Origin of the sequence: Janibacter sp. YB324 (assembly GCF_014217915.1) — a bacterium.
GTDB classification, from domain to species: domain Bacteria; phylum Actinomycetota; class Actinomycetes; order Actinomycetales; family Dermatophilaceae; genus Janibacter; species Janibacter indicus.
Genome location: NZ_CP060120.1, coordinates 1,136,470 through 1,151,133, shown reverse-complemented (window position 1 = coordinate 1,151,133; position 14,664 = coordinate 1,136,470). Strand labels below are relative to the sequence as shown.

General features: G+C 70.7%; 11 protein-coding genes and 1 pseudogene. 3 read left to right on the top strand and 9 right to left on the bottom strand.

The annotated features are described in order from the left end of the window. Positions 1–19: 19 nt before the first annotated feature. The 6 genes from H7A72_RS05620 to H7A72_RS05595 all read right to left on the bottom strand — a co-directional run bounded on the left by H7A72_RS05620 (position 20) and on the right by H7A72_RS05595 (position 7,929). On the bottom strand, positions 20–1,828 hold the full coding sequence (locus H7A72_RS05620) for an HNH endonuclease signature motif containing protein (RefSeq protein ID WP_185221904.1): 1,809 nt from the start codon (positions 1,826–1,828) through the stop codon (positions 20–22). A gap of 90 nt (positions 1,829–1,918) precedes the next feature. Further along, positions 1,919–2,779, bottom strand: coding sequence for a DUF3883 domain-containing protein (locus tag H7A72_RS05615; protein ID WP_185221903.1), 861 nt, complete (start codon positions 2,777–2,779; stop codon positions 1,919–1,921). A 47-nt stretch (positions 2,780–2,826) separates the two neighbouring features. Beyond that, the gene (locus H7A72_RS05610) at positions 2,827–3,735 is read right to left on the bottom strand and encodes an HNH endonuclease (protein WP_223277792.1); all 909 of its coding nucleotides are present in this window, start codon (positions 3,733–3,735) and stop codon (positions 2,827–2,829) included. A gap of 83 nt (positions 3,736–3,818) precedes the next feature. After that, the gene (locus H7A72_RS05605; protein ID WP_185221902.1) at positions 3,819–6,734 is read right to left on the bottom strand and encodes a vitamin B12-dependent ribonucleotide reductase; all 2,916 of its coding nucleotides are present in this window, start codon (positions 6,732–6,734) and stop codon (positions 3,819–3,821) included. Positions 6,735–6,798: 64 nt separating this feature from the next. After that, positions 6,799–7,257: a transcriptional regulator NrdR gene (nrdR, locus tag H7A72_RS05600; RefSeq protein ID WP_072624242.1), complete on the bottom strand. Its 459-nt coding sequence runs from the start codon at positions 7,255–7,257 to the stop codon at positions 6,799–6,801. A 285-nt stretch (positions 7,258–7,542) separates the two neighbouring features. Next, a complete protein-coding gene (locus H7A72_RS05595; protein WP_072624241.1) occupies positions 7,543–7,929 on the bottom strand; it encodes a LysM peptidoglycan-binding domain-containing protein in 387 nt (128 codons plus the stop codon). Positions 7,930–8,133: 204 nt separating this feature from the next. Here H7A72_RS05595 and lexA point away from each other — a divergent pair. After that, positions 8,134–8,882: pseudogene (lexA, locus tag H7A72_RS05590) on the top strand (transcriptional repressor LexA). On the opposite strand, the gene H7A72_RS05585 reads toward lexA, so the two are convergent. Then, positions 8,857–9,720: an NAD-dependent protein deacetylase gene (locus H7A72_RS05585; RefSeq protein WP_185221901.1), complete on the bottom strand. Its 864-nt coding sequence runs from the start codon at positions 9,718–9,720 to the stop codon at positions 8,857–8,859. The pseudogene lexA and the gene H7A72_RS05585 sit on opposite strands and share 26 nt — an antisense overlap. A 127-nt stretch (positions 9,721–9,847) precedes the next feature. Between H7A72_RS05585 and H7A72_RS05580 the strand changes: the two genes are divergently transcribed. Together H7A72_RS05580 and H7A72_RS05575 are read left to right on the top strand one after the other, a co-directional pair. Beyond that, positions 9,848–10,462, top strand: coding sequence for a hypothetical protein (locus tag H7A72_RS05580; RefSeq protein ID WP_185221900.1), 615 nt, complete (start codon positions 9,848–9,850; stop codon positions 10,460–10,462). A 24-nt stretch (positions 10,463–10,486) separates the two neighbouring features. Continuing rightward, positions 10,487–11,401 carry a LysR family transcriptional regulator gene (locus tag H7A72_RS05575; RefSeq protein WP_084450732.1) on the top strand — a complete coding sequence of 305 codons (915 nt, stop codon included), beginning with the start codon at positions 10,487–10,489 and terminating at the stop codon, positions 11,399–11,401. 19 nt (positions 11,402–11,420) lie between these two features. On the opposite strand, the gene H7A72_RS05570 is transcribed toward H7A72_RS05575, so the two are convergent. After that, complete coding sequence (locus tag H7A72_RS05570; protein WP_185221899.1) at positions 11,421–13,811, bottom strand: ComEC/Rec2 family competence protein; 2,391 nt, start codon at positions 13,809–13,811, stop codon at positions 11,421–11,423. After that, positions 13,808–14,635 (bottom strand): ComEA family DNA-binding protein, encoded by an 828-nt coding sequence (locus H7A72_RS05565; protein ID WP_223277791.1) that lies wholly within the window; start codon positions 14,633–14,635, stop codon positions 13,808–13,810. The genes H7A72_RS05570 and H7A72_RS05565 overlap by 4 nt, the downstream gene beginning before the upstream one ends. Between the last annotated feature and the right edge of the window lie 29 nt (positions 14,636–14,664).

The window sequence follows — 14,664 nt, the reverse complement described above, 5'->3', positions numbered from 1 at the left end:
CCTCGCCGGCCGCCGTGGCTCAGAAGGGGGCGGGTTGCGTGTAGTCGACCTCCGGCGCGCTCGGCCGCGCGAAGAGGTTGGCCAGCTCCTCGTCCTCGTCGAGGACGTAGGTCGGGCCGCTTGCCCCCTTTGGAGGGGGCGAAGGGGGCCGCTCCCCCTCGTCGAGGGAGTGCACCCAGTGCGCCGGATGGGCGCTCGCCGCGACCCCGGTCGGGCTGGTCCACTCGGTGCGGCCGTCCTCGTGGAGGGTGTGCGACCAGCGGGGCGAGTGCTTGAGCCGGTGGTGGTGGCGGCACAGACCTGACAGGTTGCTCGGGCACGAGGGCCCCTGCGGGTGGGGCACCGCGTGGTCCAGGTCGGCACCGAGACCGGCGCAACCGGCGAGAACCCGACGGTTGCAGCCCCACATCCGGCAGGTCTCGTCGCGAGCCGCGACGAACTCGCGCATCGAGTCGGTGACGACGTAGCGGGGGTTGGAGGTCTCGACGAGCACGCCGGTCCGGGCGTCGATGAGGGCTCGCGAGACCTTGGTCTCGAGGCGTGTCGTCAGGGCCGCGACGACGTCGGCCGGGATGAAGCCCACTCCGGGGACCTCGCAGCCACTGATCCACGAGGCCGGCCCGCCCGGGCCGAGCGTCGTCGGCACCTGCGAGGTGATCGCGTCGCCCGCCCACTCCTCGGGGAGCACGTCGACGGCGTCGGGCGCGTCGCCCGTGACGAACCGGCCGCTCACCGCCGTCGGCCCGTGCAGCGCCTCGGCGATCTCCTGCCGGTGGTCGAGGTGCGACTCCTCGCCACGCTGGTCGAGGTGCGACTCCTCGCCACGCTGGTCGAGGTGCGACTCCTCGCCACGCTGGTCGAGGTGCGACGCCTCGCCACGCTGGTCGAGGTGCGACTCCTCGCCACGCTGGTCGAGGTGCGACGAAGGAGCCTCGAGACCCCCTTCGCCCCCTGTGGAGGGGGCGAAGGACAACCGCGACGCCGCGGAGGTGATCACCGGGATGCCGAGCCGCACGCTGGCCTGCACCTCGACGCCTCGCAGGGTCAGGTCCGCCAGGGCGTTCGCCCGCGCGGCGCCGGCGGTCAGCTCGGGGTCCTCGGCCCGCGCCTCACGAGCGACCTCGTCGACCGCGGCCTGGATCGCGAGCGCCGCCTCGGTGGGCAGCGTCGCGTACATGTCGCTGCAGCCGACCGGCCCCTCGGCGAAGCCGACCTGCAGCAGGTCTCGCCGGTTGCGCTTGGCCTTGCGCTCCAAGACCTCGGGCTCGACCCGGGTGAGCATCCGCCGGATCGCTTTGCGCAGCTCACGGTCGTCGAGGTCACCGGCGCGCACCGTGTCGGGCCGCCCGCGAAGGGAGCCCAGCAGGTGGTCCACGACCTCCGCCACCGCCTCGGCGCTGGCACCGCGGGTCTCCTTGGCGACGATCTCGAGCGACCGCTCGCGCATCCGGCCGGCCGCCACCAGGTCGGCCAGGCAGCTCAGGTCGGTGACCGCTCGAGCCGCCAGGTCGCAGCGGCGCCCGGCTTCAGGAGGACCCGCGCCGACGGCCAGTGCGACGGCCTCGATCGCGAAGTCGGCGACCTCACCGGCGGGCAGGTGCACGGGTCGGTAGACGTGATCGTCACCGATCTCTTCGCCCCACCGCGCCGCGTGCCCGATCACGGTCAAGGCAAGCGCGTCGGCCGCACGTCTGAGGCGCTCGGCCGCCTGCAGCATCTCGCCCAGCGACGCCTCGTCAGCCCGCGTGGCCTGCTCCCCCACCCCCTCGCGGACCCGCCCCAGTCCTCTGAAGGACTCCTCCACCACGGCCAGCTCGTCTTCGAACATATGTCCATGGTGTCACCGAGCGCCGACAGCGCTCCTCGTCCAGGCCGGACAGCCGGTGAAGGAGGAGACGAGCACCACCGACTGCCCCGTCTAGAACCCACCCACCTCGGCGCGGGCGGACGGGAGCGCTTGGAAGGTCTCGGCTCGTAGGTCGCACACCTCTCGGAGATCTCCCCGCAGTGCGTAAAACTTCACCGACTCAGGGCGGAAGTCGTGGAGTCGGTACAGGTAGTACTTGTCCCCCTCGGCAGCACTGACGTCGACCTCGTTGCGGCTGAGGACCATGGGCCAGTGGGAGCCGAGTTTCGTGGTCTTAACCTCGATGAGCTTGTCCGACCCATCGAGCTCGAAGGATCGGATATCGAACCCGAGGCCATCCCCAACCGTCTGACTGACGTGCTCAACTCGATCAGCGAGGCGGTGCTCCCCTGCACCCACCAGCAGGGCTCGCTCGCGTGCAAGAACAGCACGTTCCCCGGCTGCGCCAAGCGCTCGATTGGTGGCCTCGAGCTCCACGAAATCCCACCTCCCCACCCGTTGGCCAGGGGCTGCGACGCGGTCGCTGAGGCCCACAACCGGGGGTAGCCCCTCGGCCCATGTCACTGACGGAACAACGTCCTCGATGGGGCTCGTCATGGCCTCGAAGGCCAGATCGGTCAGGTCATGACGCCGCAGGATCTCTGCACGCACCCGGTCACGGAGCGAAGCCTGGATGTTCGGGTACGGCTTGTATCCGTTGACGAAGGGAAAACTCATCTCGCGGAGCACGGCGCTGACGTTTGCCATCTTGAACTCAATCGAACCTCGGCCACGCCCCAGCACACCCTGGAGCATGCGATTGACGTCGGCCTTGACGTACGCCTCGTCCTGCAGCTCATGACGAAGCATGTCGAGGTAAGCGTTCACGAGGACGCTGTTCTCCTCGTCAGACCAGTTCTCATTGCGAGCCACGGACCCCTCCCCTCGATGCGCAACGTTAGAGAACCACACTGACGACGTCAGCTGGCAGCACGGAACTTCTCAAACGCCATCTCGAGAAGATCGGGCGAAGGATACTCACGACGCTGCGACGGCAGGACCATGAGTCGCTCGTCGTGGCGCTCCTTCAGCCCGTGCTGAAGCATCGGGCCATCGATCTCTTCGAGGAGGTCTCGTCGAATCTGGACGACATGGTCTGGACGGATACCCAAGATGCCGGCATCGAAGGCGGCATGGTGAATCTTGCACAGCGCGAGTCCATTGCGGACTGACGCAATCCCGAGATCGTGGCCGTCTTCGACAATGTGCGCAGCATCCAACAGGTCGCCATGACGAAGGGCACAGACGGCGCACCTTGTCTCGTAGGCCCGCATCACCGTCGACCTGAAGACTCTTTGGTGGACCCGCTGGTTGCGCTCGACCCGGATGTAGCGCCGAACGTGCTCGTCCACCTCAGACAGGGATTCCCGCTGGGTCTCATCAATCGCCACGACGAACTGATGTTGCGCTGGTTCCTCGGCCTCGATGTAGACGGGGTAGATCGGTTTGTAATCGCCCGGACCTACGCCGAAGAACCAGATCAGCGGAAGTTTCGCATTCATAGCCGCACGAAGCGCCCTGTTCTCTGGATGCAGCGCGTCCGTCCCACGCCACTTGTACCTGAGTCGCCCGTCCGCTCCAACGGCATCCTCATACGGTCGATCAGCCCCTTCGGATCGGTACACCGTGCGGATCGACAGGGCCGCCTGCGCAGATGCCGGCTTCCGGATCCCGCGCTGGGCATCCATCAGGGGAATCCGGACACCTTCGAATTGGAACTCGCGCAGCACTTCGGACCTGAGCCAGTCACGTTCTGCGGACGTCTCTCCATCAAGCCACCCCATCGCGGCCGACCGAAACTCGCGCTCGAAGTCCAGGTCCCACGCCATGGACCTGAGCTTGCCAGCTGAGCACGCCGAAGGGGGCCAACCGGACTAGCCGGTTAACCCCCTTCGTCAGCTACGGATGCGGATCAGCTGCAGCCGCTGGTGGAGCCGCAACCCTCGCAGACGTAGCAGGAGCCGGCGGGACGCATCTTGGTGCCGCAGGTCATGCACATCGGGGCGTCGGCGGTCTTGCCCTGGAACTTCTCGAGCAGCTCGGCCGAGGAGTGGACCGTGGCGTCGACCTCGCGGACGGAGGCGGCACCGGAACCGGTGTGGTCAGCGGACTCCTCCTCGGAGGTGGCGACGGCGGCCGCGGGCGACTCCTTGGCCTCCTTGACCTCCGAAGTGGCGGCCGACTGGCTGAAGGACTCGTCATAGTCGCTGTCGTCGTCGGACGACTCCGGGGCGTAGGAGCCCGTCTCGAGCTGGCGAGCACGCTCCTCGGCGGTGTGGATGCCCATGAAGGACCGGGTGTCGAAGTCCAGGTAGTCCAGCGCCAGGCGACGGAAGACGTAGTCCATGATCGACTGCGCCATCCGCACGTCCGGGTCGTCCGTCATGCCGGCCGGCTCGAAGCGCAGGTTGGTGAATTTCTCGACGTAGGTCTCCAGCGGCACACCGTGCTGCAGCGCGATCGAGATCGCGATGGAGAAGGCGTCCATCAGACCGGCCAGGGTCGAGCCCTGCTTGCCGAACTTCAGGAAGATCTCGCCGAGCTCGCCGTCGTCGTAGGTGCCCGCGGTGAGGTAACCCTCCGCGCCACCCACGGCGAAGCTCGTGGTCTGCGAGGTGCGGCGCTTGGGCAGGCGGCGACGCAGCGGGCGGTACTCGACGACCTTCTCGGTCTCGACCGCAGCGGCCTCGGCACCGGCCTTGGCGTCCTTGGCGGTGGACCCACCGTCGGACAGCGGCTGGCCGACCTTGCAGTTGTCGCGGTAGACGGCGAGCGCCTTGAGGCCGAGCTTCCAGCCCTGGACGTAGACGTCCTCGATCTCCTCGACCGTGGCCGACTCCGGCAGGTTGACCGTCTTGGAGATCGCGCCGGAGAGGAAGGGCTGCACCGCAGCCATCATCCGCACGTGCCCCATCGGGGCGATGGCGCGGGCGCCCATGGCGGTGTCGAAGACCTCGTAGTGCTCGGGCTTGAGGCCCGGGGCGTCGATGACGTGACCCTTGTCGGCGATGAACTCGACGATCGCCTCGATGGTCTCCTCGGCGTAGCCGAGCTTCTTCAGCGCGCGCGGGATCGTCAGGTTGACGATCTGCATCGAGCCGCCGCCGACGAGCTTCTTGAACTTCACCAGCGAGAAGTCGGGCTCGATGCCGGTGGTGTCGCAGTCCATCATGAAGCCGATGGTCCCGGTGGGGGCGAGCACCGACGCCTGCGCGTTGCGGTAGCCGTTCTTCTCACCCGTCTTGACGACCGCGTCCCAGGCCTTGGTGGCGAAGGCGTGGATGTCCTTGTCCATGGTGTGCATGGTGCGGATCTGGTCGTTGGCCGCCTGGTGCTTGCGCATGACGCGCTTGTGCGCGTCGGCGTTGCGGGCGTAGCCGTTGTACGGGCCGACGATGCCGGCCAGCTCCGCGGAGCGCTTGTAGGACGCACCGGTGAGCAGCGAGGTGATCGCCGCGGCCAGCGCACGGCCGCCGTCGGAGTCGTAGCCGTGACCGGTCGCCATGAGCAGGGCGCCGAGGTTGGCGTAGCCGATGCCCAGCTGGCGGTAGTCACGCGTGGTCTCGCCGATCGACTCGGTCGGGAAGTCCGCGAAGCAGATCGAGATGTCCATCGCGGTGATGACCAGCTCGGCGACGGCCTGGAATCGCTCGGCGTCGAAGGTGTCGTCGTCCTTGAGGAACTTCAGCAGGTTGAGCGAGGCCAGGTTGCACGAGGAGTTGTCGAGCGACATGTACTCGCTGCACGGGTTGGACGCGGTGATCCGACCGGTCTCGGGGTTGGTGTGCCAGTCGTTGATCGTGCCGTCGTACTGGATGCCCGGGTCGGCGCACTCCCACGCGGCGGTCGCGATCTTCTTCATCAGGCCGCGGGCGTCGACGGTCTCGATGACCGAGCCGTCCTTGCGCGAGGTCAGACCGAAGTCGGTGCCCTCCTCGACCGCACGCATGAACTCGTCGGTGACCCGGACGGAGTTGTTGGCGTTCTGGTACTGGACGGAGGTGATGTCGGCGCCACCGAGGTCCATGTCGAAGCCGGCGTCGCGCAGCGCGCGGATCTTGTCCTCCTCGCGCGCCTTGGTGTCGACGAACTCCTCGATGTCCGGGTGGTCGACGTCCAGGACGACCATCTTGGCCGCGCGGCGGGTGGCGCCACCGGACTTGATGGTGCCGGCGGAGGCGTCGGCACCGCGCATGAAGGAGACCGGGCCGGAGGCGGTGCCGCCGGAGGAGAGCAGCTCCTTGGAAGAGCGGATGCGGGAGAGGTTGAGGCCGGCGCCGGAGCCGCCCTTGAAGATGAAGCCCTCCTCCTTGTACCAGTTGAGGATCGAGTCCATCGAGTCGTCGACCGAGAGGATGAAGCAGGCGCTGACCTGCTGCGGGCTCGCGGTGCCGACGTTGAACCACACGGGCGAGTTGAAGCTGAAGATCTGGTGCAGCAGCGCGTAGGTCAGTTCGTGCTCGAAGATCTCCGCGTCGGCGGGCGTCGCGAAGTAGCCGTGCTCCTTGCCCGCCTTGACGTAGGTCAGGACGACGCGATCGATCAGCTGCTTGAGACCGGCCTCACGCTCCGGGGAGCCCACCGCGCCGCGGAAGTACTTCGTCGTGACGATCGTCGAGGCGTTGACCGACCAGAAGTCGGGGAACTCGACGCCGCGCTGCTCGAAGATCGTCGCACCCGTCTTCCAGTTCTGCTGGACGACGTCGCGCTTCTCCCAGGTCACCTCGTCGTAGGGGTGGACGCCCTCGGTGGTGTGGATGCGCTTGATCGTCAGGCCCTTGGTGCGGGACCCGCGACGGGCGCTCGGCTTGCCGGCGGTCTCGGTCATGCTGCTTCTCCTCGATCCGTGTGGTGACGGTCTGCTGCTGGTCGGTGTGGAGTGCTGGTCTGGTCTAGGGAGCGGGCGCGTGCTCGGCGCGCAGCCGCTCGATGGCGGTCTCGAAGTCCTCGAGCGAGTCGAAGGACTGGTAGACCGACGCGAAGCGCAGGTAGGCGACCTCGTCGAGCTCGCGCAGCGGCGGCAGGATCGCCATGCCCACCTCGTGGGCGTCGATCTCGGCGCTGCCCTGCGAGCGGATGCTCTCCTCCACGCGCTGGGCGAGGATGGCGAGCTGGTCCTCGGTGACCGGTCGGCCCTGGCAGGCCTTGCGGACACCGGCGAGCACCTTGGCCCGGCTGAAGGGCTCCGCCGCACCGGACCGCTTGGTCACGGTCAGGCTGGCGCTCTCCAGGGTGGTGAAGCGCCGGCTGCACTCGGGGCACTGACGGCGGCGCCGGATGGCGCTGCCGTCCTCGGTCGTGCGGCTGTCGATGACCCGGGAGTCGGTGTGACGGCAGAACGGGCAGTGCATGCCTACTCCCTTCGATCGACGCCGTCCTGTGGACGGTGCGGTGGACAGATCTGGGGACGAAACCCCATTTCCTGTGGAGAACCGGCCTCATCCTGTGCACTAGATGTGGACGAATGACAACGGTGTAACCACTAGATGTAGTGACCATTAGAAACCCTTGTGAGCCGCGACGCAAGTCCCCCGGCAGGTCGGTCGACGAACGGCACATCGGCCGCCTCCACGCGCTGTGGAGACGGCCGATGGCGGGCCCGGGCTGGGTCGAAGAGCCCGGGAGTCAGGGGCGCCTCAGGGCGCGGGGATGGTCAGCGTCTGACCGGCGTGCACGTGGCTCGAGGGCAGGTCGTTGGCCAGCTGGATGCGGGTGACGGCCTCACGGGTGGGCACGTCGGACAGCTCGGTGGCGGCGATCTGACCCAGGGTCTGCCCGGGCTCGACCGTCACGGTCTGCGGCGTGGCGGCCGGGCCGCCGAAGGCCATCGTCGCGCCGGCGATGCTCGCGACGAGCACGGTCGTGGTCGTGATGGCCAGGCGCCCACGACGGGTCAGGCGAAGGGAGGCCGGCGCACGGTCGGTGACCGCGTCACCCGTCGGCACGGAGACGAGGTGACGGGAGCGTGCCGGCCGGCCGGGGCGCACGTCGATGCGGACGGGGGCGGCGGTGAGAGCGGTCATGCGGTCCTCCTCGTGGCGGCTCTGTCGAACCGGTGTTCGATAGAACGTCTGTACGATGTCTAACACGGCTGTTCGAAAGAAATCAACAACACGCTCGAACATGTGTTTGAAATACGTGTTCGACCGGCCTACTGTCGGTCACACCGAGAAGTTGACCAGCGACCACCGACAACGGTGTCGCGGCAGACGGACGAAGGGGTCGAGATGGGCGACGAGGACAACATCCACCAGCTCCCGCAGCGGGACACCGGCGACGGGCTGACGGTGCGCCAGCGCAAAGTGCTCGAGGTGATCCGCAATGCCGTCGCCACCCGTGGTTACCCGCCGAGCCGCGCGAGATCGGTGAGCTCGTCGGGCTGACCTCCCCCAGCTCTGTCGCCCACCAGCTCTCCTCCCTCGAGCGCAAGGGCTACCTGCGGCGCGACCCCAACCGCCCCCGCGCCATCGAGGTCATCTCCCCCGACGGCGAGCCGACGCCGACCGAGCCCGCCGCGGTCGCCGACATGGCCGGCATGCGTGGTGGCGCGAGCGCCGACGACGAGGTCGTCGACCCGACCGGCTCCGGCGACGAGCACCCCGAGGCGAGCTATGTCCCCGTCCTGGGCCAGATCGCCGCCGGCGTCCCGATCACCGCCGAGGAGGTCGTCGACGACGTCTTCCCGCTGCCCAAGCAGATCGTCGGCGAGGGCTCGCTCTTCCTGCTCAAGGTCGTCGGCGACTCGATGATCGACGCGGCGATCTGCGACGGCGACTGGGTCGTGGTGCGGCAGCAGCCGAGCGCCGACAACGGCGACATCGTCGCCGCGATGCTCGACAACGAGGCCACGGTCAAGACCTTCAAGCGCAAGGACGGCCACGTGTGGCTGCTCCCCCACAACCCCGCCTTCGACCCCATCGACGGCGACCACGCGACGATCCTCGGCAAGGTCACCGCGGTGCTGCGGCGCCTCTGACCTCCACCTCCACGAGGTCGACGAGGGAGCGAAGGGAGTCCCCCAGCTCCCCGTCGACGCGGTGGTCGACGAGGTCGTCGCCCCGGGTCGGCCCCCGGGTGATGAGCGAGACCGGGATCCCGCGCCTGGCCGCGTGCCGGACGAAGCGCAGCCCCGACATCACCTGCAGCGAGCTGCCGAGGACGAGCAGGCTCGGCGCCGCGTCCACGAGGTCGAAGCAGTGCTGGACGAGCGGCTTGGCGACCGCCCCGCCGAAGAAGACGACGTCTGGCTTGAGTGTGTCCGCACCGCACTGATCGCACGCCGGCGCGACGAAGCGGTCGACGTCGACCGCGTCCAGGCGCACGTCGCCGTCGGGCCGGATCTCGTCGCTGTCGACGTCGAAGCCGGGGTTCTGCGCAGCCATCCGCGCGTCGAGCGTCGGCCGGTCGATGCGTGCGCCGCACGTCAGGCAGACGACCTCGACGAGGTTGCCGTGCAGCTCGACGACATCGCGCGTGCCGGCGGCCTGGTGCAGGCCGTCGACATTCTGCGTGATGAGCGGTCCGACCGCGCCGAGCTCCTGCAGTCGGGTCACGAGGTGGTGCGCTGCATTGGGCCGGGCCGCGTGGAAGCGTCTCCAGCCGACGAAGCTGCGTGCCCAGTAGCGCTGCCGCGCCTGGCTGCTCCCGACGAACTCGGACAGGTGCATCGGCGTCACCCGGCGGGTGCCGTCTGGCCCGCGGTAGTCGGGGATGCCGCTGTCGGTGGACATGCCCGCGCCGGTGAGCACGAGCGCCGGGCCAGCGCACAGCACGGCTGCAATCTGCTCCGTGACCGCCTCGGACGCATCTGCCATGGACCGATCGTAGGTCGGCGCGACAGACCGGTGGAACCAGCCGCCCCCGGCCGACGTCGCAGTCCACGAGGATGGTCACCACCACCCGCCGCCGGAAGGACCCGTCGTGCGACTCCCCCTTCGTGCCGTGTCACTCGTCGCCACCACCGGGCTGCTCGCCGCGTGCGCTCAGACCACGGCCGATCCGCGATCGACGTCCCCGAGCTCCTCCCTGTCGACGGCCATGCCGACGTCGGTACCGGCGGCGAAGGGAGAGGTCACGGCCCTGGCGATGGTCATCGAGAAGGACGACGGCCCGCAAGCCTGCCTCGGCGGCGTCCAGGAGTCGCTGCCACCGCAGTGCGACGGTCCGCGGCTCGAGGGGTTCCAGTGGTCGGACGTCACCTCGGACGAAGCGATCGGCGTGAAGTGGGCGCAGCCTGTGCGGGTGACGGGCACCTGGGACGGCACGACATTGACGCTCACGGAGCCGGCCGCTGACGAGGCGCGCCCCGACACCACCGCCGGTCCCGCCCCACGGACCACGTGCGACGACGCCGAGCGCATCCACGACGAGATCTGGCGGGACGAGGACTCCCTGCCGCCGGGTGCGCTGTCCGGCTACCCCGGCTCGGGCTGCGTCGAGCTCTTCGTCACCTACGACGACGGCTCGATCCAGCGCGCCCTGGACGCGAAGTACGGCGACGGCGTGGTCGTCCAGTCGGCGCTGCGGCCCGTCGGCTCGGGCTCGTCCACCGGCTGAGGCTCCACGACCTACCATGGGCGCATGATCGACGCCGCTGGGCTGCGCGTGATGCGGGCCATCGCCGAGGAGGGCAGCTTCACCGCCGCTGCCCTCGCGCTCGGTTACTCGCAGCCGGCGGTCTCGCAGATGGTCAAGCGCCTCGAGCAGCGCACCGGCACCGTCCTCGTCGAAAAGGTCGGTCGCTCCGTCCGGCTCACCGAGGCCGGGGCCGTCCTGGCCCGCCACGCCACCCCGGTCCTCGCCGCGCTCGACGCCGCCGAGGAGGAGGTCGCGGCCATCGCCGGGCTGCGGTCCGGGCGGGTGCGCCTCATGGCCTTCCCCTCGTCGTCGGTCACGCTCGTCCCCCGTGCGCTGGCCGCAGTGCGCGCCGAGCACCCGGACCTGTCCGTGCAGTTCACCGAGGCCGAGCCGCCGGAGTCGCTCGCGGCCCTGCGGGCCGGCGAGGTCGACCTCGCCGTCGCCTTCTCCTACGACGGCAGCGAGCTGGCCCGGGGCGAGGACCTCGAGGGCTTCGTCGTGCACCCGCTGCTCGACGAGGAGGTGCGTGTGGCCCTGCCGCGCCACCACCCGCTCGCCGGTCAGGAGGTCGTCTCGATGACCGACCTCACCGACGACGAGTGGATCGCCGGCTGCGCCCGCTGCCGTGGCCACCTGCTCAAGATCGCCCACGACGCGGGCTTCGCCCCCAAGGTCGCCTTCGAGACCGAGGACTACGTCGCGGTGCAGGGTTTCGTGGCTGCGGGCCTGGGCGTCGCGCTGATCCCCGACCTCATCCGGGCCGCGACCTCCAACGACGACGTCGTCATCCGACCTCTCGACCCCCAGACCCGGCGCCGGATCCATGTCGTGACGACCGACGACCTGCTCAAGGTGCCGGCGGTCGCGACGACGCTCGAAGCGCTCACCGCCTCGGCGCGCCTCTCCGGACCGGCCTAGACCACCGCGCCGCCACCGGCTAGCGCGCCGTCACCACCGTCGGCCCGTCGAGGACCGCGACGTCACCGTGGCGGTCGGTGCGCAGCACACGGGCCCCGTGCCGCCCCGCCCACGCCAGGGCGGTCGGCGTGGGGTGACCGTAGGTGTTGTCCGCCCCCACGCTGACGAGTGCGATCGGTGCGGCCACCGCGTCCATCAGCCCGAGGTCGAGGTTGCTCGACCCGTGGTGCGGCATCTTGACGACGTCGAGGTCGGCCGCCGCTGCCGTCATCGCGGGGTCGCGCCGCAGCGCGAGCCGGATCGCCCCGCCGGCCTCGCGCTCGATGTCGCCGAGGAGCAGGGCGCTCACCTCCCCCACCTCGACGTGCAGGACGATGCTGCCGTTGTTGGCCGCGGACCCGCCGGCCATCGTCCGCGACGGCCACCAGGTCGTCGCGGTGACCGCGCCGATCCGCCACCGCTCGCCGGCCCGCGCCGTGCGCACCGGGACACCCCGTTCCCCCGCGATCTCGTGGACCCGACGCACCGCCCACTGCGGGTCCTCCACCGGGGAGACGATGACCTGACCGACCGCCCGCCCGTCGATCGCGGCGGCCAGGTCGCCGATGTGGTCGTCGTGGAAGTGCGTCAGCACGACCGCGTCGAGCGTGCCCACGCCGAGTCGTCGCAGGCAGCCGTCGATGCCCCCGTCCTCCGGTCCGACGTCGACGAGTACCGCGCGCCCCGGTCCGGACGCGAGGACGAGCCCGTCGCCCTGCCCCACGTCGCAGGCGACGACCCGCCACCCGGACGGCGGCCACGCGAAGCTGCGCGTGGGCACCGCCCCCGCCACGACCACGACGACGAGGCCGAGGGCGATGAGCGGACTGGCCCGGGTCCGTCGGATCGCCCACGGCCCACCGAGGACGACGAGCGTCGTGACGACCGTCAGCAGGACCGCACCCGGTGGCCCGTCGGGCCAGGGCATCGCGCCGCCGGGGACGTCGGCGCTCACCCGGGCCGTCCACGCGATGGCGAGGGCGAAGGGGGCCCCGCACCAGGCGACGAGCCCGGCCAGGGTCGCGCTCACCACGGCGACGAGGGCGGCGCTCACCCCGAGGACCGTCGCCGGGGCGACGAAGGGGGCCGCCACGAGGTTGGCGGCGACGGCCACGATGCTCACGTCTCCCTGCAGCAGGACGACGACGGGACCGCACACGAGCTGCGCGGCGACTGGGATCGCGACCGCGGGACCGATGAGGTGCAGGCGCCGGGGCAGGTGCGCGTTGATCGCCGCCGACCACGGGCGCACGAGGAGCAGCAGCCCGAGCGTCGCGAGGGTTGACAGGACGAATCCGTAGGAGCGGGCCAGCCACGGGTCGAAGGCCAGCAGGGCGAGCACGGCCGCGCACAGCGCGGGGGTGCCCGCACCGCGCCGGTCGGTGCTCATGCCGAGCAGGCCGATCGCCCCCATGGTCGCCGCGCGGATGACGCTCGGCTCCGGGCGGGCGAGCACGACGAAGAAGGCCAGCCCGGCCCCGGCCACCCAAGGTCTCCAGCGCCGGGGCAGGCCGGCAGCCCGGCAGGCGCCGACGAGCGCCGCCAGGACGACCGCGACGTTGGACCCGCTGACCGCAGACAGGTGCGACATGCCGGTGACGAGCATGTCGTCGGTGAGGTCCTCGGGCGTCATCGAGGTGTCGCCGATGACGAGCGCCGGCAGCAGGCCCCGGGCATCCGCCGGCAGTGGCTCGACGGCCTGCCGCAGACCCGCCCGCAGGTGCTCTGCGGCCCGGCGCACGAGTGAGCGATCACCCACCGGAGCCGGCGGCCCGCGCGGGCTGAGCAGGGCGACCTCGGGGTCGGCGAGGTCGGCGGGAGCGAGCTTGCCGGACAGGGTGATCCGGTCGTGCCAGCCCACCTGCGACCACTCCGCCTGCGCACGGACGTAGACGGGCGCGTCCACCCGGGTCGTCACACCGCGGGCGGTCACCGACTCGAGCCGCAGCCGCAGCAGCACCTGCTGGGGTGCCTTGCCACCCTCGTCCCCCGAGCCGCGTCCCGCCCGCACGATGGGCTCGGTGAGCACGACGCCCTCGGCGCGGATCATTGCCCGCTCGTGCGCCAGCTCGTCGACCGGCCCGACCCGCCGGGTCGACTCGTGTGCCGCCGACGCCCCGAGCACGAGTGCCGCGGCCACCAGGCCGAGCGCGAGGACCGCGGGCCCGTCACGGCGCAGCGACGGGCGGGCGTGCCGACCTCGGTAGCGCACCCCGGCCCCGAGGAGGACGAGCACGCCGACGACCGAGGCGAGCGCCACGGACGCCCGCACGCCACCCGACCACGAGAGCGCCCAGGCCCCGATGCCCCACGCGCCGAGGCAGGGCAGCAGCAGCCGCAGGTCGAGGGCCGGCGGCTGGTCCCGCGTCACACGGTGACCTTGGGCGCGAGCTGGGCGTAGATCTTGTCACCGATGCCGCTCACCTCACCGAGCTCCTCCACCGCGGTGAAGCGACCGTGCTCGGTGCGCCAGTCGATGATCCGCTGGGCGAGGACCGGCCCCACCCCGGGCAGGGTCTCGAGGGTGGCCAGATCGGCGGTGTTGAGGTTGACCGTGTCGCCGGCGGCCGGCGCGGCGCCACCCGCTGGAGCGCCGCCTGCCGGTGCCCCAGCAGCCGGGGCGGCGGCACCGGGCGCGGGGGCCGCCGCGATGCTCTCGCCCGGCGTGGGCACGACGACCTGCTCACCGTCGACGAGCAGCCGCGCGAGGTTGACGCTGCCGAGGTCGGCTCGCCCCGTCGCGCCCCCGACCTCGTCGATGGCGTCGGCCACCCGCGCCCCGGCGTCGAGGGTGACAATGCCCGGTCGCCGCACCTGCCCGACGACGTGGACGGTCACCTTGCCGGTCGACGTGCCGGGGGCCGTGGACCCCGCCGGCGCGGCGCCGCTCGCGGCCGCCCCGGCTCCCCCCGGCTCCGCCCCGCCCGGGTCCGCTCCGCCCTCGCCCGGCTCCGACTGCCCCACCTGCTCGACCCCCACGGGCTCCGGTGCGGCCTCCTCGCGCGCGAGGACGAAACGCCCGGCGAGCATGGCCACGGCCAGCGCGACGACGAGGGCGACGCCGATCACCGCCTGTCGGCTCACGCCGTAGCGGCCACCCGCGAGCGTCGACGGCAGCTCGAGCGGGCGCGGGTCACGCGACTCGTCGAGGATCTCGGTGACCCGCTCGGACGGCTCCGTGGTGCGTCGGCTCATGACCTCGACGCTAGGCAGCCCGGCGCTGC